Source organism: Williamsia limnetica (assembly GCF_003217475.1).
In the GTDB taxonomy this organism is placed as follows: Bacteria; Actinomycetota; Actinomycetes; order Mycobacteriales; family Mycobacteriaceae; genus Williamsia; species Williamsia limnetica.
On record NZ_QJSP01000002.1, the window covers coordinates 214,366 to 234,401 of the forward strand.

21 protein-coding genes are annotated in these 20,036 nt (G+C 65.4%); 17 read left to right on the plus strand and 4 right to left on the minus strand.

Annotated elements, in window-relative coordinates; genetic code table 11:
• Positions 1-3: 3 nt before the first annotated feature.
• Both DFR67_RS03740 and DFR67_RS03745 read right to left on the minus strand, forming a co-directional pair.
• Positions 4-1,473: an MFS transporter gene (locus tag DFR67_RS03740; protein WP_110468085.1), complete on the minus strand. Its 1,470-nt coding sequence runs from the start codon at positions 1,471-1,473 to the stop codon at positions 4-6.
• 388 nt (positions 1,474-1,861) lie between these two features.
• A complete protein-coding gene (locus DFR67_RS03745) occupies positions 1,862-2,602 on the minus strand; it encodes a tyrosine-protein phosphatase (protein WP_110468086.1) in 741 nt (246 codons plus the stop codon).
• A gap of 64 nt (positions 2,603-2,666) precedes the next feature.
• On the opposite strand from DFR67_RS03745, the gene DFR67_RS03750 reads away from it, so the two are divergent.
• From DFR67_RS03750 to DFR67_RS03765, 4 genes are all read left to right on the plus strand, one after another.
• Complete coding sequence (locus DFR67_RS03750) at positions 2,667-3,413, plus strand: phosphoglyceromutase (RefSeq protein WP_110468087.1); 747 nt, start codon at positions 2,667-2,669, stop codon at positions 3,411-3,413.
• Between the two features lie 96 nt (positions 3,414-3,509).
• Positions 3,510-3,845, plus strand: coding sequence for a GNAT family N-acetyltransferase (locus DFR67_RS03755; protein ID WP_110468311.1), 336 nt, complete (start codon positions 3,510-3,512; stop codon positions 3,843-3,845).
• A 164-nt stretch (positions 3,846-4,009) separates the two neighbouring features.
• Positions 4,010-5,314, plus strand: coding sequence for a sensor histidine kinase (locus tag DFR67_RS03760; protein ID WP_245937704.1), 1,305 nt, complete (start codon positions 4,010-4,012; stop codon positions 5,312-5,314).
• Positions 5,311-6,000, plus strand: coding sequence for a response regulator transcription factor (locus DFR67_RS03765; RefSeq protein ID WP_110468088.1), 690 nt, complete (start codon positions 5,311-5,313; stop codon positions 5,998-6,000). The genes DFR67_RS03760 and DFR67_RS03765 overlap by 4 nt, the downstream gene beginning before the upstream one ends.
• 99 nt (positions 6,001-6,099) lie before the next feature.
• Here DFR67_RS03765 and DFR67_RS03770 read toward each other — a convergent pair whose 3' ends face one another.
• Positions 6,100-6,954, minus strand: coding sequence for a DUF3109 family protein (locus tag DFR67_RS03770; RefSeq protein WP_245937732.1), 855 nt, complete (start codon positions 6,952-6,954; stop codon positions 6,100-6,102).
• Positions 6,955-6,985: 31 nt separating this feature from the next.
• Here DFR67_RS03770 and DFR67_RS03775 point away from each other — a divergent pair, with 31 nt between their 5' ends.
• From DFR67_RS03775 to DFR67_RS03820, 10 genes are all read left to right on the plus strand, one after another.
• Entirely contained in the window at positions 6,986-7,942 is a 957-nt protein-coding gene (locus tag DFR67_RS03775) for a Ppx/GppA family phosphatase (RefSeq protein ID WP_110468089.1), read from the plus strand.
• 17 nt (positions 7,943-7,959) lie between these two features.
• A complete protein-coding gene (locus DFR67_RS03780) occupies positions 7,960-9,537 on the plus strand; it encodes a hypothetical protein (protein WP_110468090.1) in 1,578 nt (525 codons plus the stop codon).
• Positions 9,538-9,544: 7 nt separating this feature from the next.
• The gene (locus DFR67_RS03785) at positions 9,545-10,441 is read left to right on the plus strand and encodes a sugar phosphate isomerase/epimerase family protein (RefSeq protein ID WP_245937705.1); all 897 of its coding nucleotides are present in this window, start codon (positions 9,545-9,547) and stop codon (positions 10,439-10,441) included.
• Positions 10,442-10,461: 20 nt separating this feature from the next.
• Positions 10,462-11,310 (plus strand): thioesterase family protein, encoded by an 849-nt coding sequence (locus DFR67_RS03790; RefSeq protein WP_211324932.1) that lies wholly within the window; start codon positions 10,462-10,464, stop codon positions 11,308-11,310.
• Between the two features lie 27 nt (positions 11,311-11,337).
• Positions 11,338-12,174, plus strand: a complete 837-nt coding sequence (proC, locus tag DFR67_RS03795) for a pyrroline-5-carboxylate reductase (RefSeq protein WP_110468091.1) — start codon at positions 11,338-11,340, stop codon at positions 12,172-12,174.
• 166 nt (positions 12,175-12,340) lie between these two features.
• On the plus strand, positions 12,341-12,556 hold the full coding sequence (locus DFR67_RS03800) for a helix-turn-helix domain-containing protein (RefSeq protein WP_110468092.1): 216 nt from the start codon (positions 12,341-12,343) through the stop codon (positions 12,554-12,556).
• A 221-nt stretch (positions 12,557-12,777) separates the two neighbouring features.
• Positions 12,778-12,879 (plus strand): 30S ribosomal protein bS22, encoded by a 102-nt coding sequence (locus tag DFR67_RS03805; protein ID WP_003402602.1) that lies wholly within the window; start codon positions 12,778-12,780, stop codon positions 12,877-12,879.
• 126 nt (positions 12,880-13,005) lie between these two features.
• On the plus strand, positions 13,006-14,085 hold the full coding sequence (locus DFR67_RS03810; RefSeq protein ID WP_110468093.1) for an NAD-dependent epimerase/dehydratase family protein: 1,080 nt from the start codon (positions 13,006-13,008) through the stop codon (positions 14,083-14,085).
• 139 nt (positions 14,086-14,224) lie between these two features.
• Entirely contained in the window at positions 14,225-15,361 is a 1,137-nt protein-coding gene (locus tag DFR67_RS03815) for a lysophospholipid acyltransferase family protein (RefSeq protein WP_110468316.1), read from the plus strand.
• A gap of 13 nt (positions 15,362-15,374) precedes the next feature.
• Complete coding sequence (locus DFR67_RS03820) at positions 15,375-15,929, plus strand: phosphohydrolase (RefSeq protein ID WP_110468094.1); 555 nt, start codon at positions 15,375-15,377, stop codon at positions 15,927-15,929.
• A gap of 86 nt (positions 15,930-16,015) precedes the next feature.
• Here the strand turns inward: DFR67_RS03820 and DFR67_RS03825 are convergent, their stop codons facing one another.
• On the minus strand, positions 16,016-17,215 hold the full coding sequence (locus tag DFR67_RS03825; RefSeq protein ID WP_110468095.1) for an HAD family hydrolase: 1,200 nt from the start codon (positions 17,213-17,215) through the stop codon (positions 16,016-16,018).
• A 130-nt stretch (positions 17,216-17,345) separates the two neighbouring features.
• On the opposite strand from DFR67_RS03825, the gene DFR67_RS03830 reads away from it, so the two are divergent.
• From DFR67_RS03830 to DFR67_RS03840, 3 genes are all read left to right on the plus strand, one after another.
• Complete coding sequence (locus DFR67_RS03830; RefSeq protein ID WP_110468317.1) at positions 17,346-17,600, plus strand: glutaredoxin family protein; 255 nt, start codon at positions 17,346-17,348, stop codon at positions 17,598-17,600.
• Positions 17,601-17,778: 178 nt separating this feature from the next.
• A complete protein-coding gene (locus DFR67_RS03835) occupies positions 17,779-18,555 on the plus strand; it encodes a redox-sensing transcriptional repressor Rex (protein WP_110468096.1) in 777 nt (258 codons plus the stop codon).
• Positions 18,552-20,036 carry a glutamyl-tRNA reductase gene (locus DFR67_RS03840; protein ID WP_110468097.1) on the plus strand — a complete coding sequence of 495 codons (1,485 nt, stop codon included), beginning with the start codon at positions 18,552-18,554 and terminating at the stop codon, positions 20,034-20,036. Before DFR67_RS03835 ends, DFR67_RS03840 begins: the two co-directional genes overlap by 4 nt.

The window sequence follows — 20,036 nt, forward strand, 5'->3', positions numbered from 1 at the left end:
TGGTCAGGCGTTCTGGGCGGCCTCGGCGTTGTCGTTCGTCTCGATCGCGCCGAGCGACTTCGTCGGCCGCACGTACTTGTTCGGGATGCTCAACGCCAGGAGCGCAGCCCCGATCGCGGCGACGCTGCCGACGATGAACACCAGCCGGAAACTCGACTCCGACGGCACACTCTGACCGCCGCCGAGGTCGATCACCGAGCTGGCGAGGATCGTGGCGAGCAGAGCGGATGCGATCGCCGTGCCGATCGAGCGCATCAGCGAGTTGAGGCTGTTCGCGGCCGCCATCTGGTGCAGAGGCGCCGCTGACATGATGAGTGCGGGCATCGCCGAGTACCCGATGCCGACGCCTGCGCTGACGATGATGTTGGCCACGAGGATCTGCCACGGTTCGGCCATGAGGAAGACCGATGTCACATAACCGGCCGCGATGACCGACGCGCCGATCAACAGCGTGAACTTCGGGCCGATGACGATGTTGAGCCGTGCGGACACCGGCGACAGGAACATCATCATGAGGCCACCGGGGGCCAGGATGAGGCCGGTCGCCAGAATCGTCTCGCCCATGCCGTAGTCGACGAGACCGGGAATGTTCGGGATCTGCAGCAGCTGTGGCGCGGCCAGGCCGATGGCCATCAGCGAGAAGCCGACGAGCACCGACGCCGCGTTGGTCAAGACGATGACCGGTTGCCGAGACGTTCGCAGATCGACGAGCGGGGTCTTGGTCCGCAGTTCGAACCAACCCCAGATGGCCAGCACCGCGACGCCGGCAGCGGTGAGCCCCAGCGTCATCGCACTCGTCCAACCCCACGTCGCACCCTTCGACAATGCGAGCAACAGCGCGACCAGAGCCGCGGTCAGCCCCACAGCGCCGATGATGTCGAAAGTGCCCGGCGACTTCACATGCGACTCGCTGACGAGCGTGAACACCAGAAGGAACGTGAAGGTCGCAAGACCGGCAGACGTCCAGAACAGCACATGCCAGTCAAAGGTCTGCGTGATCCAGGCTGCGACCGGCAGGCCGATGGCACCGCCGACACCCAGGGTCGCCGACATCGTGGCGATCGCCCCGGGGATCCGGGCCGGGTCGAGCTTGTCCCGAAGCAGGCTGATGCCGCAGGGGATCAGGCCCATCGCCAGACCCTGCAGCCCACGCCCGACGATCATCGGGATCACCAACGACGTCAGCGCGCAGATGACAGACCCGACGATCATCGCGGCGATACATCCCAGGATCACGCGACGCTTGCCGAACATGTCGGCCAGCCGCCCGGCAATCGGCATGCCCACAGCCGCGGCGAGCAGCGTAGACGTGATCACCCATGAGGCATTGTCGGCGCTGGTGTCCAGGTATTCCGGCAGCTTGCCGACGATGGGGATCACGAGAGTCTGCATGAACGACGCCAGCAGACCGCCGAAGCACAGCACGGCGATCAACAAAGTCGGGTTCGAGGACTTCTCGGGCGCGGTAGTCATTACTTGCATCATGCATGCAAATGGGAGGTGCAAACAAACCGAGGTGTTGGTTTGGCTCGCTGCTGTGCTGGTCTGGCTCGCTCCGCTCGCGGGCAGTCGGCCCTTCAGCGCGCGCTCTTCCTTCGTCGACTCAGTCGCTGCGCTCCCTCGCTCCTCTGTCCAGAGCACGCGGGGCCGACTGCCGGGTCTCGCTGTGCTGGTCTGGCTCGCTCCGCTCGCTTTGTCGGCGCGGCCATCAGGCGGGAGTTCTTCCCTCTTCTTCGCATTGCTGCGCTCGCTCATCATCAGTCCAGAACACCCGCGGCCGCGCCTCCCGGGGCCTCACATCGCTGCGCTCGCTCAGCCCTTCCGTCGAGCGTGCTGGAGGTGACGGTGCGAAAGGGGGCCTTCAGACGAGCAGACGGGTGCGCAGACGATCGAGGTCGTCCTCGGTCACCCCGCACGCCGCGAGATAGTTCTCGAGCGACTCATATTGCTCGAGCATCGCCTGTTGCGCTGCGGCCAGATATACCTCGTTGACACCGAGTAGATCGTCCGAGATCTCGATGGGCTCGCCCTCGGGCAGTCCGTAGATCTTCTGCATGTGGGCACGTAGAGGTCCGATGCTCGCGTTGCTCTTGAGATAGTCCTCCACGATCTCGTCCCGGGCCACTCCCAGCGCCCCGAGGACCACGGACACCACCCAGCCGGTCCGGTCTTTACCCGCAGCGCAGTGGACGAGTACCCGCCGATCTGGGTCGCCGAGCAACTTGATCACCTGTTCGATGCAATTCATCGCTCCCGGCAGCATCGGCATCGTCGCGTACACCTGCGACAGGTACCGGGTGCGGTTCGCCATGTACTCCTCGCGAGAGATCTCGTGAGGGGCCTTGCCGTCCGGGCGTAGGTCGAAAGGTAGGACGTGGAGTTCGATCCCGTCGGGCAATTTGTCAGAGCCGCTTCGCTCGATCTCGGCTTTGTCGCGGACGTCGAAGATGTCGGTGACACCAAGGTCGACAAGGTCTTGTGAACCGGCTTCGTCCAGTGCGCTGAGCTCTGAACTCCTGAAGAGAAAACCTGAACCGACACAACGCCCTTCGGTCGTCTTCAGGTCGGATACATCGCGGAAGTTCCAGGCGCCGGAGAGCATGGCGGTCAGTGTATGTGGTCGCGGGCGCAGCCGCCCTGGTCGGCCTGTGGAAAACTATTGCTTCATGAGCAACGGAACCCTGATCCTGATGCGGCACGGCGAGAGCACTTGGAACGCCTCCAACCAGTTCACCGGCTGGGTCGATGTCGATCTCACCGACAAGGGCAAGGCCGAGGCAGTGCGGGCCGGCGAGCTTCTCGTCGAGCACCATTTGTTGCCTGACGTTCTGTACACCTCGCTGCTCCGCCGGGCGATCACCACCGCCGAGATCGCCTTGGACAGAGCCGATCGGCACTGGATTCCCGTGGTCCGGCATTGGAAGCTCAACGAGCGGCACTACGGCGCGTTGCAGGGCCTGAACAAGGCCGAGACGAAAGAGAAGTTCGGTGACGAGCAGTTCATGCTGTGGCGTCGCAGCTACGACGTTCCGCCGCCAGCGATCGAAAAGGGTGCCGAGTACAGCCAGGACGCCGACGTGCGTTACGCCGACCTGCCCGAGGTCCCGCTGACCGAGTGCCTCAAAGACGTTGTGGACCGTCTGATCCCGTACTTCGAAGAGACCATCGCGGCCGACCTCAGGGCGGGCAAGACCGTGCTGGTCGCCGCTCACGGCAACTCACTGCGCGCGTTGGTGAAGTACCTCGACGGCATTTCCGATGACGACATCGCCGGCTTGAACATCCCCACCGGTAACCCCCTGCGGTACGACCTCGACGAGAATCTGAAGCCGCTCAATCCGGGTGGTACATACCTGGACCCTGACGCGGCTGCTGCGGGCGCGGCCGCAGTGGCCGCGCAGGGCAGCAAATAGTACGGATTCACGCGCCTCGGTCGTCTTTGGCGACGGAATCCGCACCTCTTCGAACAACCAACGCTGGTGGTCAAAGGTGAGGTCTACCCTGGTTCCATGGCGGGAGAAAACACATCGGGCACCGGGACCGACACGCGTAATTCCACGATTCGGGTGACACATTCACTCGCTCAGGAACGGTACGAGATATTCGTCGGCGACGATTACGTCGGCTATCTCGACTACGTCAGCGAACCCGAACAGGTGTTGCTGACCCATACCGTGGTGCACAGCCAGTTCAGCGGGCACGGATATGCCGCCCATCTGGTCAAATATGTGCTCGACGATATCGCCAAATCGGGTAAGCAGGTGGTGCCGCTGTGCTCCTACGTCGGGTATTTCATCGACAAGAATCCCGAATACGCGGGCATGGCCACCGAAGTGACCCGCTGATACCTCTCGAAATCGGTCGTCGATCGAATCAACATCGTCGCCGGGGCCATTCCGGCGACAATCGGGTGAACAACGCCCCAACTCTGGCGCGCTGACTTGTTACCGGCACCCGATGCCGAGCATTCTGCATAGGTGTCATGTTCAGCTGCCCGTAAGATTTGCCTGTGACCGCATTTGTTGTCGCGGGCGTGGCTTTGCTGGCGCTACTGATCGGCGCGACGGCCGGATGGCTCGTCGGCCGCCGCGCAAACCTGTCTCCATCGATCGAACCGGCCGAAACGCTCGCCCCGGTGATCCCGACAGTTCTGCAGCCGACCCCGCCGTCCCCAGCCGCCACCCGGATGACCCGCGCGATGCTCCTCGACCTCATCATCGAAGGCAGCGAGACCGGCATAGCGGTCGTCGACGACGTGCGGGACGTCGTCTTCTACAACGAGCAGGCCGTCCACCTGGGGATGGTCCGTGACCATCTGCTGGATGATTCGGTCTGGGAGCATGCCCGCTTCACGCTGGAGAGCGGAGACAACGGCCGATTCACGTTCGTGCCGCCCCAGGGCACCGGCGCGTTCGTATCGACCGGCCGCGCGCCCGGGCGCAAAATCCAGTCGGTGTCGTGCCTGTCCGAGCTGATCGCCGATGGCGACGAGCATTATGCAGTGGTCTACGGCCATGACGACTCCGAGAACATCCGTGTCGAGGAGACCCGCCGCGACTTCGTGGCCAATGTCTCCCACGAATTGAAGACTCCCGTCGCGGCGATCGGTCTGCTCGCCGAGGCTTTGTTGGAGTCGTCCGACGACCCGTACTCGGTCGAGCATTTCGGTGAGCGCGTCCGCATCGAATCGGTACGCATGGGCAACATGGTGTCGGAGCTGATCGCGTTGTCGCGGCTGCAGGGGGCCGAGCGGCTGCCGGATCTCGAGGACGTCGAGGTCGACGTCCTCATCGACGAGGTGCTGGACCGGGCGCAGATCAACGCCGAGGCCGCAGGTATCAAGCTCACCACCGACGAGGATTCGGGGCTGCACGTCGACGGCGACCACACCCTTCTGCTGACGGCGCTGAACAACCTCGTCGCGAACGCGATCGCCTATTCGCCCAGCGGGACAGCGGTGTCGATGAGCCGGCGGGTGGTCAACGTCGACGGCAGGCCGATGGTGGCCATCGCCGTCACCGACCGCGGGATCGGTATCGCCCCGCAGCATCAGCTGCGGGTGTTCGAACGCTTCTTCCGCATCGACAAGGCACGCTCGCGCGCGACCGGCGGTACCGGGCTGGGTCTGGCGATCGTCAAGCACGTCGCCTCCAACCACGGCGGCGCCATCGAGCTGTGGAGCAAACCGGGGACCGGTTCCACCTTCACCCTCACCATCCCGCTCGCCGCTGCGCCGCGCTCGACGGACGCCGCAGCCAGGGAACCAGACAAGACCGCAATCGTGGTCCACGAAGAGAGAGAACTGAGCCGTTGACACATGTGCTGATCGTCGAGGACGAAGAATCCTTGGCCGACCCGCTCGCGTTCCTGCTTCGAAAAGAGGGTTTCGAGGCCACGATCGTCACCGACGGTAACTCGGCGCTGCCGGAGTTCGAGCGGGTCAGTCCCGACATCGTGCTTCTCGACCTGATGTTGCCCGGCGCATCCGGCACCGAGGTCTGCAAGGCAATCCGGGCGCGCTCGTCCACGCCGGTGATCATGGTGACCGCGCGTGACAGCGAGATCGACAAGGTTGTCGGACTCGAGCTGGGCGCCGATGACTATGTGACAAAACCTTATTCGGCGCGCGAGCTGATCGCCCGGATCCGTGCGGTACTCCGGCGCGGCGGCGATGCGGGCGATGCTATCGACCTCGACGGCGGGCTCATCGAGGCGGGACCGGTGTCGATGGACGTCGAGCGGCACACGGTCTCTGCCAGCGGTCAGTCGATCACGTTGCCGCTGAAGGAGTTCGATCTCCTGGAGTACTTGTTGCGGAACGCGGGCCGGGTGTTGACGCGGGGCCAGCTCATCGACCGGGTCTGGGGCGCGGACTATGTCGGGGACACGAAAACCCTTGACGTGCACGTCAAGCGGTTGCGGTCGAAGATCGAATCGGATCCGGGCAACCCGAAGCATCTGGTGACGGTTCGGGGTCTGGGCTACAAGTTCGAGCCCTGAGTCGTTCATCCGCTGAGAATTCGCGCCACCTGCTTGCGCACGCGCCGGTTGCACCTGGCGCGTACGTCGGCGGATGGCGCGAATTCTCGGGTGGTGAGCTCAGGCCTCTTCCGGGTGCTGGGCGTACTTGATGTCGCCCTCCTGACGCTTGGTGGCAGCGGCGGTGGCCGGGTGGATCGCGATGAGACCGAGCCCTTGACGACGTCGGCAGGCCTTCGCGAGCTCCTCGTAGGCGGCCTCGCCGAGAAGCGCGATCAACTCGGGCCGGTACGACTCCCAGACCTGCTTCGCGCCGATATGCGCGTCAGGGGATCCGGAGCAGTACCACTCGAGGTCAGCTCCGCCGGACCCCCAGCCGCGCCGGTCGAACTCTGTGATGGTCGTCTTGAGTACCTGTTCGCCGTCGGGCCGTTCCACCCATTGCTGCTCGCGCCGCACCGGCAGCTGCCAGCACACCTCGGGTTTGACCTCGAGCGGCTCGATTCCCTTGCGCAGCGCCATCGAGTGCAGCGCGCACCCCTGACCGCCGGCGAAACCGGGACGGTTCAGGAAGATGCAGGCCCCTTTGTGCTTGCGGGTCTTGAGGGCGAGTTCGCCGTCTAGATCATCCTCTTCGAGGTATCCGCGCTTGCCCAAAGGATCTTTGCCCGAGCCCTTTTCGTAGAACTGCCAATCGTCCGGGGTGAGCATCGCCACGCCCTTGGCGAGGATCTTGCGGTCACCGGAGTCGGAGAGATACGCCCCGTGGCTGCAACAGCCGTCGTTCTCCCGGCCCTCGATGATCCCCTGGCACGCAGGGGTGCCGAAGACACAGGTCCAGTGCGACAACAACCAGGTGAGGTCGGCGTTGATGATGTGTTCGGGGTTCTCGGGGTCGACGAACTCGTACCACTCGCGCGGAAAGTCCAGAGGAACTTCCGGGGCCGGGTCGATTTTGGAGGCTGCTTGCACAATCACCAACGGTAGACGCACTAAGTTGTAACCCGTGCGTTTAGGAGTGCTTGATGTCGGCAGTAACACAGTCCACCTGTTGGTTGTCGATGCCCACCGGGGCGGTCACCCGACCCCGATGAGTTCGACGAAGTCGACACTGCGCTTGGCCGAGCAGATCGATGCCGACGGCCGGCTGTCGCAGCGCGGCGCCGACGGGCTCATCGAATCGGTCGACGAGTTCACGAAAATCGCGTACACCTCGGGTTGTAAGCAGGTCATGGCCTTCGCCACCTCAGCGGTACGGGACGCGGCGAACTGCGACGACGTGCTCGAACGCGTTGCAGAGGCGACGGGGGTCAGGGTCGTGGTGCTCTCGGGGGTCGACGAGGCCCGCCTGACGTCGCTGGCGGTGCGCCGGTGGTACGGGTGGGGTTCCGGCCGGATCGTCGCCCTCGACATCGGTGGCGGCTCGCTGGAGCTGTCGAACGGCGTCGACGAGGAGCCGGACGTCGCGTTGTCGCTGCCGCTGGGTGCCGGCAGGCTCACCAGGGAGTGGTTGATGGAGGATCCCCCGGGCCGCCGGAGAGTGGCTGTGCTGCGCGACTGGCTCGATGCCGAACTGGCAGCCGGGGCCAAGGAACTGATCGACGCGGGCTCTCCGGACCTGGCGGTGGGCACGTCCAAGACCTTCCGCTCGCTGGCGCGACTCACCGGGGCGGCCCCTTCCAGCGCAGGACCCCGTGTCAAGAGGACACTGACGATCAGTGGTTTGAGACAGTTGATCGCGTTCATCTCCCGGATGACGACCGCCGATCGAGCCGAATTGGAAGGGGTGAGTGTGGACCGCGCAGGACAGCTGGTGGCGGGCGCACTCGTCGCGGAGGCGAGCATGCGGGCGCTGTCGATCGATACTTTGGAAATATGCCCATGGGCCCTGCGCGAAGGTGTCATTCTGCGCAGACTGGATCTGGAGTCCAGCGATACCGAGCTGCCGGCGGGCGAACGCTAAGGATGGTGAACTAACTCATGGCCAGAGGATCGGATCCCGATTCACGCCCCATCTCGGTTGCCGAGTTGCTGGCGCGTGCCAAAGAGGCCGGCGCGACCGACGTCGCCGAGGCGGCGGCCGGCTCCCCGGCAGCCACCGGCCGTCGCCATCGCGGCGGCAAGGACGGCATCTCGGTCGCCGAGTTGACCGGCGAGATCCCGCGCATCGCCGAGCCCGCAACGCCGCCGCCGACCCGGGACTTCAACTCCGCCGCCGTCTCCGAGCGGGCCGCCGCGTCGCCTCCGCAGGCCGAGGCAGCGGAGACGAAACCCACCCCTGCGGTGTCCGCCGACTCGGCGAAGCCGGACGAGGCGTCATCCGACCGGGCACCTGCCCCGGAACCGGAGCAGGCCGAACCCCAGGCCACGAAGTCGACGGCCGCAGATTCGGACCAGCACTCGGACTCCGAGACCACCGGTGTCATCGCTTCGGTGCAGGCGTATTCGCAGGTCGACGACAACGACCCGAATCGCGATCCCCAGGATGATCATCGGGTGCTCAGTGCCGCCGAACGCGACCGCGAGTTCGAGGCATACCGCAATTTCGAGGACGTCGACGCGACCCCGGCGCCGACCGGCGAGCCGAAGAAGAAGCGCGGCATCCTGGGATTCGGACGCAAGAAGGCGGCCGCTGCTGCGCCGTCCGCACCTGCATCGCCCAGGACCTCTCGAGATCAAGCGGACGATACTGATCACGAAGTGACGCAGCTCATTCCGACGGTCACCGCGACACCGCCGACCCACCCTCCGGTGTTCGCCACGGACGGTCCGCCGCCGCCCGTGCCCGCCGAGATCCCCGAACCGGCTCAGTCGCCTGCGCCCGGTGTCGCACCGGCCACACCCGGCCGCTACCTGCGTTTCGACGTCGACGAGGATTCGTCGCCCACCGGTGACGTCGCGAAGGGTGCCGCCGGTGACGCCGTGAAGGGTACGGGCGCCGGTGAGTCGAATGCCGCGCCGACGCAGGCGGATACCCGCGTTTTCGGTGCGTTCGCGAGCTCAGCTCAGACCGCTCAGACCCCGAAGGTCGACTCGCCTGCAGAAACCCCGACCGCCAAAACCCCGACCGCCAAGACCCCGGCCGTAGAGCCGTCGACGGCCCAGGCACCCGACTCCGGCGCCGACGCCGTCCGGTCCCGGCTCACCGGAGCGACCGTCCAGGACGACTCGCAGGACAGGGCCAACCAGGATCGGGCCGACCAGGATCGGGCCGACCACGGCCGGGCCGGCCAGGCGCCCGCAGGCGACCTCGCCCATGATGACGCGACGCCCGCGGAATCTGCCCAGAAGTCCCCGTCGGTGCAGTGGCTGCTTCTCATCGGCCAGGTGCTGGCGGGATTGGCCGTGGGTGTCGCACTCTTCTGGGGCTTCACCGAATTGTGGCGCTGGAATGTGTATTTCGCTCTCATCCTCGCAGTGGCGGTGATCTTCGGACTGGTCACCCTGGTGCATGTGGTGCGCAAGAGCCAGGATCTGATCAGTACCCTGCTCGCGCTGGGCGTAGGACTGCTCGTGACGATAGGTCCGCTGGTCCTGCTGCTCGTCGCCGGAGACTGAGGAGTCGGTGTCGGAACAGGGTCGGGACGACATCGCGGCAGCCGTGCCAGATCAGTCGCTGCGAGCTGAGATCGCCGTCGGATTGTCGACGGCGTCGGTCTATCCGCAGAACACCGAGGCGGCCTTCCAATACGCCAACGAACTCGGTTATGACGGCATCGAATTGATGGTGTGGGCCGAACCGGTCAGCCAGGACATCGATCGGGTGGCGATGCTGTCCGATCGCTACCACCTTCCGGTGCTGTCCGTGCACGCACCGTGTCTGCTGATCTCGCAGGGGATATGGGGCCGCGACCCCATCGCGAAACTGGCGAGGGCGGTGACCGCTGCCGAGGACCTGGGGGCGGAGACGGTGGTGGTGCATCCGCCTTTTCGGTGGCAACGCAGGTACGCGCGGGAGTTCTCGGTGCTCGTGGCGACCCTCGAAGAGGATTCCGATGTCGCGGTGGCCGTGGAGAACATGTTCCCGATCCGCACCGACAGATTTTTCGGGAAGTACGAGGGCGCGGCCGACCGGATGCGCAAGCGCGGTGGGCCCGGTGCGGCGGTGTCGGCGTACGCCACCTCGTTCGACCCCACCGATGACGGGTACGCGCACTACACCCTCGACATCTCACATGCCGCGACCTCCGGCGTCGACATCCTCGCGATGCTCGACCGGATGGGCGACGGGCTGAGTCACCTGCACCTGACGGACGGGTCGGGGGCAGCCGTCGACGAACATCTGGTCCCCGGTGATGGGTCCCAGCCGTGTGTGCAAGTGTGTAGGCGTCTGGCCGACAGTGATTTCTCTGGTTCGGTTGTGCTGGAAGTCAGCACCAGCTCGGTGAACACCAAAGCGCAGAGACTTGAAATCCTTTCCCGCTCACTGGATTTTGCACGTACACACCTAGAGCGGCCTTGACTTACAGGAGCATCAGGACGTTGTCTGCGCCCACTCTCGACCAACTCAACACACTGCGTACCCACTCCAGGAGTGGCGCAGATCGCATCGAGTACACCGCTGTGATCGATCCTGTGTTCACCATCGGGCCGAAGGTTCATGGCGGCACCACCCAGATGTTGTCCGCGAAGGCGGCGATGGCGGGCTTCGTCGCCACGGCACCCGACGGTGCGCCACCGGCCACCGGTCTCGCGCCGGTCGCCATCTCCACCAACTACCTCGGCGCCCCGGACCCCGCGGAGATCACCCTCAAGGTGTGGGTCCGCAAGCGAGGCCGGTCGGTGTCGCTGGTCGACGTCGAGGTGCACCAGAACGGCCGCAATCTGATCCATTCGACGGTCACCATCGGCTCCCTCGACACCGAAAGCCACTTTTCGGCCCCCACCCCGTTGACCGCGTTGCCGGTCGAGCCCCCCGACGATGTGATCTGGGTCGACCAGAGCCCCATGGGCGACGTCATGCACTTGTCGGCGTCGATCGACGTGGCCATCGAGGCCAACTCGCTCGCATTCATCAAAGGCGAGAAGGCCGACCCCGTCTTCCGGATGTGGGCGCGACCGAAGGAGGGCGTGACCGATGAGCTGTTCGCGGTGCTGAGCGGCGATCTGAGCGCCCCGGTGGTGATGAACCTGCACCTGTTCGGCTGGGCACCGACCGTCCAGCTGACGACCTACCTGCGGCGCATACCGGCCCCCGGCTGGCTTCGTATCCAGGCCTCGAGTTCCGAGGTCGGGCACGGTTGGTTCGAAGAAGACCACCTCGTCATCGACTCGGCGGGCGAGGTCATCGTGCAAACCCGCCAGCTTGCGCTCATCCCGGCGGCGAAATGATCCGATCAGAAACGAGAAAGTGAGCTCATGACCCAGCGAATCGCAATCATCGGCGGTGGAAACATCGGGGAGGCGTTGCTCGCCGGCCTGATCGGATCCGGTAAACCGACCAAGGATCTGGTGGTCGCGGAGAAGTCGCCCAGCCGCGGCAAGGAGCTCACCGAGGAGTACGGCATCCGGGTCACCGACATCGCCGACGCCGTCGAGGGCGCCAACATCGTCGTTCTGGCCATCAAGCCGGGTGACGTGGACGCGATCCTGTCGGTGATCGCCGACGTCGAGGACGTGGGTGAGGTCGAGCGTTTGACCGTCACCCTGGTCAGTGGACTGCCCACCGCCAAGTACGAGAACGCGCTGCCCGCGGGTGCGCCGGTGGTGCGGGTGATGCCGAACACCCCGATGCTCGTGGGGGAGGCGATGAGCGGGGTCACCGCCGGGCGCTATGCGACCGAGGAACACGTGGCGACGGTCGTGACGCTGCTCGAGACGGTCGGCAAGGTCGTCGTCGTCCCGGAAAAGCAGATCGATGCGATCACCGCGCTGTCCGGTTCGGGCCCGGCGTACCTGTTCCTGGTGGCCGAGGCGATGATCGACGCCGGGGTGTCCCTCGGCCTCACCCGCGCCCTGGCCACCGAATTGGCTGGGCAGACCGTGCGCGGTGCGGGCGTCCTGCTCACCGATTCCGGGTTGTCGCCGGTGGATCTGCGAGCCGCGGTGACCTCGCCGGCCGGGACGACTGCCGCCGCACTGCTGGAGATGGAAAAGCACGGCCTGCGACACGCAGTCGCCGAAGGGGTGCGTGCCAGCGCAGCCAAGAGCGAGGCGATCGGTCGCATCGTCTTGTCGGGTCTCGAGTCGTCCTAGCGGGCGCCGAACAGCTGATTTCCACCAGCAAATCGAATCAGTTGCCCACTCACGTCGCTTTAACCCCACCCGCCACGCTAAGCTTCGCTGAGCACGTGCGTGTCTGGAGTCCGCCGGAGGGGAAGCCGAGCGGCCGCGACGCGTGCCCCGGAGGTATGAAATTTTCATGGCATCTGTAAGTAAGCCAGGTGACAACGCCGGTGGTGGAACTCAGTTCCTGACCGTCGCAGAGGTCGCATCTCTGATGCGCGTCTCGAAGATGACCGTGTACCGCTTGGTGCACAACGGAGAACTCCCCGCGGTACGCGTGGGTCGGTCCTTCCGTGTGCACGCCAAGGCTGTGCACGACTATCTCGAGACGTCCTACTTCGACGCCGGATAGAAAACCCCGACTGACAAACTGAGAACTGCTCCAGTTCGGTGGGTCGGCCGCACCCGTGCGGCCGATCGATCGAGCGGGCGATTTCGTCACCGGTGCGCCGGGCGGTAAGGTTTGCAGTCGACCCGTTCGCCGGTGCTCTGGCGCGCGAAGTAAGTGAGCCAGCCTGTGTGGACGGCCAAAACCTGTAGGACCATCCGGTCAGATCGTGAGGAAGTTCCCAGATGGGTTCAGTGATCAAGAAGCGCCGCAAGCGCATGTCGAAGAAGAAGCACCGCAAGTTGCTGCGTCGCACGCGAGTGCAGCGCAGAAAACTTGGTAAGTGAGTTTTCTTTCCTCAGAACCCGCCGCATGTCGGCGGGTTTTGTTTTGTCCGGACAAGTTCGCCACCGGTGCGGGCCGATGTCCGACTCACCGGGTGAACCGTCGGCGGGTTCCGTACGCTGGTCGCCATGGTCGACGGTAGGAATGTGCCAGGGGGTGGGGAGCGCTCCGGCCAAACGCCGCGGGTGGTGCTCGTCACCGGCGCATCGACGTTTCTCGGTGGCTACCTGACCACCAGACTTGCTCAGAACCCCGCCATCGAGCGGGTGATCGCGGTCGATTCACTGGCTCCCTCGAAGGACATGCTGCGGCGGTTCGGGCGCGCCGAGTTCATTCGTGTCGACATCCGCCGGCCCACCATCGCGAAGGTGATCGACCAGGCAGCGGTCGACACCGTCGTCCACGCTGCGACCTCGGTGATGGACACGGTCGGCCATTCGCCCGCGATCAAAGAGTTCAACGTGATCGGGTCCATGCAGCTGTGTGCTGCGTGTCAGCGCAGCCCGACCGTCAAACGGTTCGTCATGCGCTCGACCGGCATGGTCTACGGCGCGAGTTCGGCCGATCCCGCGCACTTCTCTGAAGACACCTCCGCGCGCCGGGAACCGACCGGTGGCTACGCCCGCGACCTGATCGATGTCGAGGGATACGCTCGCGGTCTCGGACGTCGCCGCCAGGACATGGCGGTCACCATCCTGCGCCTGACCGCAATGCTCGGACCGCAGATCTCGAGCCGGATGAGCAAGTACTTCTCGTCGACGATCATCCCGGTCGCGATCGGGCACGAACCGCGTTTGCAGTTCCTCCACGAGGAAGATGCGCTGTCGGTGCTCGAACACGCGACGCTCGCCGGCAGATCCGGCATCTTCAACGTCGCCGGCGACGGGGTGCTCACCCTGAGCCAGGCGGTGCGCCGGTCCGGCCGGATCGCGCTTCCGGTGCCGTCGTCGATGTTGGGTACGGTCGCGGGCGTCTACCGCGGGATGCGGGTGAGCACCCTGCAGCTCGATCAGATCGACTATCTGACGTTCGGGCGGGTACTCGACACCACCCGGATGCGTAGCGAGCTCGGTTTCGGTCCGAAGTACACGAGTATGGAGACGTTCGACGACTTCCTGTCTCGAAAACCTCTGGCGCCGGTGGTGTCGCCGGCGGCGTGGCGCCGTGTGGAGGAATGGACGAGGCAGGCCGCGCAACAGTTGACGTGAGAAAAAATGACCGTCACGATCTGATTTCGATGGTGCCGGGTGGCGCAGAGTTCACCGGGGCGGGGACAATCAAGATGCGAATGAGCAAGCAGCATCACGAGTGGGGTGTCAGGCTTACAGCTTGAGGGAGGTGTGCGCGGTGCCCAATCGGGACCAGACGTCCGATGCACGGACGGCAAAAGTGATCCAGCTCTATTCGAGCTCGCCGGGTCCGGACGGTCAGCCACGCCGTAGGCATCCTTCGCAGAGCAATGGTTTTCCGACGAAATCTGCTGCGTCGCAGCAGAACCCGGTCGGACATCCGAACACCGACGCGTTCGATCAGGCCGCCGTCACACCGATCAGCGCAGACGTCCGGGCCCAGATCGAGGCGGGCCGATATACCGAGGCGGCCAAGGCTTCGTCGTCGCTGCTGAACCTCGACGGCGTTCGTCACGCTCTTGCCGACACCCTCACCGGTGCGGCCGGGTACCTGCGCCAGCGTGTGACCGGCGACTACGAGGTCGACGACTTCGGCTTCGACGCGCACTTCACCGAGTCCGTCTGGCTGCCCGCGATGCGTGTGCTGTTCGACAAATGGTTCCGCGTGGACGTCAGCGGGATCGACAACCTCCCGCTCGAGGGCGGTGCACTCCTCGTCGCCAACCATGCGGGCACCATCCCGATCGACGCCCTGATGACCTCGGTCGCGGTGCACGACTATCACCAGAACCGGCGCCACCTCCGTGTCCTCGCCGCGGACCTGGCCTTCGACACCCCGTTCATCAGCGAGGTCGCGCGACGTACGGGGTCGACCCTGGCCTGTACTGCCGACGCTCAGCGACTGCTGCGCGCGGGAGAACTCACCGCCGTGTGGCCCGAGGGCTTCAAGGGCATCGGCAAGCTCTACAAGGACCGCTACAAGCTGCAGCGATTCGGTCGCGGTGGCTTCGTGACGACCGCACTGCGGGCGGGGGTCCCGATCATCCCGGTCTCGATCGTGGGCTCGGAGGAGATCTATCCGATGCTCAACGACCTCAAACCCATCGCCCGTCTGCTGGGGCTCCCGTACATCCCGGTCACCCCGACGTTCCCACTCCTCGGACCGCTGGGTCTTGTGCCGTTGCCGTCGAAGTGGCAGATCCACTTCGGGACGCCGATCGCGACCGATCATTTCGACGAGCAGGCGGCCGACGACCCGATGGTCGTCTTCGACGTCACCGACCACGTGCGCGAAGAAATCCAGCAGACGCTGTTCCGCATGCTCAGTCGTCGCTCCAGCGTCTACTTCGGCTGAGTGGGGCCCGGGCATGAGCGCGGTCGTCGACGAGCTGGACAGGCGGCTGACGCCGTGGCGTGAGGAACTCGGCACCGACTGGGACGCCTATCGCAATCACGTCCGGCGGGTGCTGGCCTTCTGCGATGAGTTGCACGCGATCTCGTTCCGCGCGCCGCACAGTCCGGTCCCGAGTACCACCGAGGAGTATCTGACCGCCGCGGCCTTCCACGATCTGGGGATCTGGTCAGCCCACACGTTCGACTATCTGCCGCCATCGGTGGAACTGGCGCAGCGGTGGCTCCACGAGCAGGATCGCGTCGACCTGAGAACCCTTGTCACCGAGATGATCTCGGATCACCACAAAGTGCGCAGGGCGGCGTCACCGGCGTCGCCGGTCGAGGTGTTCCGGCGCGCGGACACCATGGATGTCAGCTTTGGTCTCGTGCGATTCGGGGTGCCAAGGCACCGCTATTCGACGATTGTGAAGCAACTGCCCGACAACGGTTTCCATCGCAGGCTCGTGGACCTGACGATCCGGCGCACCCGCGAACACCCGACCTCGCCGCTCCCCATGTTCAAGTGGTGACCCCGCCTCTCCGATGATGGTGGGTTCTGGCGAGGCTCACCTGGGGAAACGCTCGCCACAACCCACCAAAATGGGGGAGCCGGGAGTCAGCGTCGCAGGTGTTTGACGGCGGCAGCAGCGCCACCACCGGCGGCGCCGAGTAGCACGGCCGTCGGAACCCCGATCTTCGCTGCCTTACGCGCTGTCCGGTAGTCCCGGACCTCCCAACCGCGCACCCGTGCGACGTCGCGCAGATCGGTGTCGGGATTGATCGCGACTGCGGTGCCGACCAGCGACAGCATCGGGACGTCGTTGTGGGAGTCGGAGTAGGCGGTGCAGCGTCGCAGGTTCAGGCCTTCACGGATCGCGAGTGAGCGGACCGCGTGAGCTTTGCCGAGTCCGTGTAGGAGGTCGCCGACGAGCCGGCCGGTGAACACCCCGTCGACGCTCTCGGCGACCGTGCCCAGTGCGCCGGTCAGCCCGAGCCGTTCAGCGATGGTCTGGGCCAGCTCGACGGGCGTGGCGGTGACCAGCCAAACTTGCTGACCTGCGTCGATGTGCATCTGCGCCAGGGCGGCAGTTCCTGGCCAGATCTTGTCGGCGATGAACTCGTCGTAGATCTCCTCGCCTACGCGGACCAGCTCCGCGGTGGATCGCCCCGCGATGAAGGACAGGGCTTTTTCGCGACCCTGCGCGACGTCTTCGGAGTTCTCGCGTCCGGTGATCCGGAACTTGGCCTGCGCCCAGACGAACTCCATGATGTCGCGATAACTGAAGTAGTCCCGCGCGGCCAGGCCTCGGGCGAAGTGGATCATGGACGATCCCTGCACGAGGGTGTTGTCGACGTCGAAGAAGGCGGCGGCGGTGAGATCAGGCGGTACGACGGTCGGACGACCGGGTTCGTCGATGTCGACCCCGCCTTGGTCCAGGCGTGGGTCGATCAGGGTGCCGCCTCCGCCGGGCAGGGCACGCTCGCGGAGCTTCGCGTAGGCGGCGTGGGCGCTGGCCTCGCCTGCGAGTGACTGGCGGAGCTCCCCGGCGGACTGCCGAAACCTGCCGACGCGGCTGGTCAAGGGTGACAGCGGGCCCGATGCGGTTGCCGGCCGGGAATCGGCGTCGTCGCCGAGGTCGTCGGCATCCGGGTCGTCGTCGTCCGAGTCATCGTCGGGGGAGTCGTCATCGAGGGTATCGCCGTCTGCGATGTCGTCATCGTCGAGCGAGGGATCAAAGTGGTCTTCGGGTTCGTCGAGGCGGGATCGATCTGCATCGCCGGCGTTGTCGTCGCCCGGAGTATTTGTCACTCGCATCGCCTCCTGTCGTCTCGTTCAGACTAGTCGGTGCCCGGTTGGTGATCGGAGGTCGCCGCGCGGGCGGGCTGGGAACCAACTTGGGCGTGCCTGGAACCCACGCAGGCGCCCCTGTAAGACTGGTGGGGTGATGATCACGTTGCTCACCAGGGCCGGGTGCAGCGCCTGTGCCCAGGCCCGCGCCGACCTCGCCCCCCTCGTCGCCGACTTCTCGGTCGAGTTCGAGGAAATAGACGTCGATGCCATCGCCGACACCGACCCGGGTGTGCGTGCAGAGTTCGGCGACCGGTTGCCGGTGGTACTGCTCGACGGTCGTGAGCACAGCTACTGGGATGTGGATATTCCCAGGTTGCGAGCTGATTTGGCGGGAGCAGCTGGACAGTAGTCCAGACGGATGGACACAAAACCCGGGGTCGAGTTTGTGAATCGATTCACAAGCGGTAACGTGGTGGCGCGAGTCAGTGCGTTCGCGTGCTTGACACAGGCATCACGCCGGTTCGGTGATCCGCAGAAACCCGGGTCCGCAGAGCCGCGGACGGCGTCCAATGAGGAAGACGGTCGGCATGGGGAAGAGTCCTGCAGATGCGGGAGACGACAATCCGAATTCGGGGTCGGCGGGTGGGCCACAGCCCGACATCCCGAGCGCTGCCGTCGCCAGACTCGCTACCTACCTGCACGTGTTGCGCTCGATGAGCGAGACCGGCGCCATGGTCGTCTCCTCCGGTCAGTTGGCTGCGGCCGCCGGGGTGAACTCGGCCATTCTCCGTAAAGATCTCTCCCACGTCGGTTCCGGTGGTGTGCGTGGCGTCGGCTACGACGTCAGTCGCCTCGTGGCCCGTATCGCATTGGCGCTCGGCGTCGAGCACAACCACAATGTGGTGCTCGCCGGCGCCGGTCACCTCGGCAAGGCCCTCATCAACCGGGTGGGCTTCGATCGTCGGGGTATCAAGATCGTCGCCATGGTCGAGGCCGACCCGGAATTGGTCGGCACGTCCATCGCCGCCGCCGAAGGCGAACTCGAGGTCCGCGGGCTCGCCGACATCCGGGCGATCTGCGCCGAGCACCGGGTCGAGATCGCAGTCCTGGCAACGTCGGACGACAACGCCCAGATCACCTGCGACAGCTTCGTCGCCGCCGGGGTGCAGCAAATCCTCAATTTCACGTGCGTGGCTCCCCGGGTGCCCGAGCACGTCTACGTAAGGCCCGTCGACTTCGCTCTGGAGTTGCAGGTGATGGCGTTCAACGCGACGCGCAGACATAGCGCGCAAGCTCAAGTCGTGCAGCGTGCGTCGGCCCCCGGTGGTCGGACGCAATCGAAACAAAGGTCGGTGGGCGTGTGAGTATCTTCCTGTTCGGCATCTCGCACCGCAGCGCGCCGGTGCCGATACTCGAGCGGCTCGCCGTCACCGACATCGATCGGCCGAAGCTGATCGAAGATCTTCTCGACAGCCCGCAGATCAGTGAGGCGATGATCGTCTCCACCTGTAACCGCGTCGAGGTCTACGCCGTGGTCGACGCCTTCCACCCCGCGCTCGAGGCGGTGGGTGAGGTGATGGGCCGGCATTCGGGCATGACCGTCAACGAGATGACCAAATACGCTTACGTCCGGTACTCCGAGGCCGTGGTGGAGCATCTGTTCTCTGTTGCCGCAGGCCTGGATTCGATGGTCGTCGGCGAACAGCAGATCCTGGGTCAGATCCGGTCGTCGTATGCCAGTGCCGATGCCAACCGCTCGGCAGGCCGGGTGTTGCACGAGTTGGCGCAGCAGGCGCTGCGGGTGGGCAAACGGGTCCACAGCGAGACCGGACTCGATCGCGCGGGCGCCTCGGTGGTGTCGGTTTCCCTCGAGCGCGCCAAGAGCGTCCTCGGCGGGGAGATCGGATCGGCCGTCGTGTTCGGTGCGGGCGCCATGGGCGGACTCGCTGCTGCGCACCTCGCGCGGGCCGGTGTCACCGACCTCATGGTGGTGAACCGGACGTTCGAGAAGGCGCAACACCTCGCAGCCAATGTCGCCAAGAACCACGGCGTCGACGCGCGAGCGGTCGAGATGGACGACTTGACGGATGCGCTGGCCGGCGCCGACGTGCTCGTCACCTGTACGGGCACCATCGGCACCGTGGTCGGCGTCGGTGAGGTGCATTCTGCGCTGGCCCGGCGGACCGCTGCGGGACCGCTGGTCATCTGCGACCTCGGATTGCCCCGCAACGTCGATCCTGCGGCCGGGCGGCTCCCGGATGTGCACATCATCGACATCGAGGGTCTGCGCGGCGATGAGGGCACCAAGGCGGCCGACGCCGACGAGGTCGCGGCTCGCGACATCGTGCTGGCCGAGCTCGCCGACTACCTCACCCATCAGCGCCAGGCCGAGGTGACGCCCACCGTGACGGCGCTCCGGCAACGTGCGGCCGAGGTGGTGCAGGCCGAGATGCTGCGCCTCGAGAGCCGGCTTCCCGGTCTCGACGACCCTCAGCGGGACGAGGTCGCGAAGACCGTGCGGCGCGTGGTCGACAAGCTGCTACACGCGCCGACCGTGCGTGTGAAGCAACTCGCGAGCACGCCTGCGGGCGATCACTACGCCGAGGCCCTGCGCGAACTCTTCGAACTCAAACCCGGTGCGGCCGAATCGGTTTCCGCACCCGAGGTCGGTCTTGAACCCAATGCTGCCGGAGACGCAGCGAAGCGGAGCTCGACCAATATCGCAGACGCAGCGAAGCGGAGCTCGACCAATATCGCAGACGCAGCGAAGCGGAGCTCGACCAACATCGCAGACGCAGCGAAGCGGAGCTCGACCAACATCACAGACAATGGAAAGGCCCGGTAG

Coding starts and splice junctions, on each gene's coding strand:
- DFR67_RS03740 (WP_110468085.1), bottom strand. CDS start 1,473: ATGACTACCGCGCCCGAGAAGTCCTCGAACCCGACTTTGTTGATCGCC.
- DFR67_RS03745 (WP_110468086.1), bottom strand. CDS start 2,602: ATGCTCTCCGGCGCCTGGAACTTCCGCGATGTATCCGACCTGAAGACG.
- DFR67_RS03750 (WP_110468087.1), top strand. CDS start 2,667: ATGAGCAACGGAACCCTGATCCTGATGCGGCACGGCGAGAGCACTTGG.
- DFR67_RS03755 (WP_110468311.1), top strand. CDS start 3,510: ATGGCGGGAGAAAACACATCGGGCACCGGGACCGACACGCGTAATTCC.
- DFR67_RS03780 (WP_110468090.1), top strand. CDS start 7,960: ATGGCCAGAGGATCGGATCCCGATTCACGCCCCATCTCGGTTGCCGAG.
- proC (WP_110468091.1), top strand. CDS start 11,338: ATGACCCAGCGAATCGCAATCATCGGCGGTGGAAACATCGGGGAGGCG.
- DFR67_RS03800 (WP_110468092.1), top strand. CDS start 12,341: ATGGCATCTGTAAGTAAGCCAGGTGACAACGCCGGTGGTGGAACTCAG.
- DFR67_RS03805 (WP_003402602.1), top strand. CDS start 12,778: ATGGGTTCAGTGATCAAGAAGCGCCGCAAGCGCATGTCGAAGAAGAAG.
- DFR67_RS03810 (WP_110468093.1), top strand. CDS start 13,006: ATGGTCGACGGTAGGAATGTGCCAGGGGGTGGGGAGCGCTCCGGCCAA.
- DFR67_RS03820 (WP_110468094.1), top strand. CDS start 15,375: ATGAGCGCGGTCGTCGACGAGCTGGACAGGCGGCTGACGCCGTGGCGT.
- DFR67_RS03825 (WP_110468095.1), bottom strand. CDS start 17,215: ATGCGAGTGACAAATACTCCGGGCGACGACAACGCCGGCGATGCAGAT.
- DFR67_RS03830 (WP_110468317.1), top strand. CDS start 17,346: ATGATCACGTTGCTCACCAGGGCCGGGTGCAGCGCCTGTGCCCAGGCC.
- DFR67_RS03835 (WP_110468096.1), top strand. CDS start 17,779: ATGGGGAAGAGTCCTGCAGATGCGGGAGACGACAATCCGAATTCGGGG.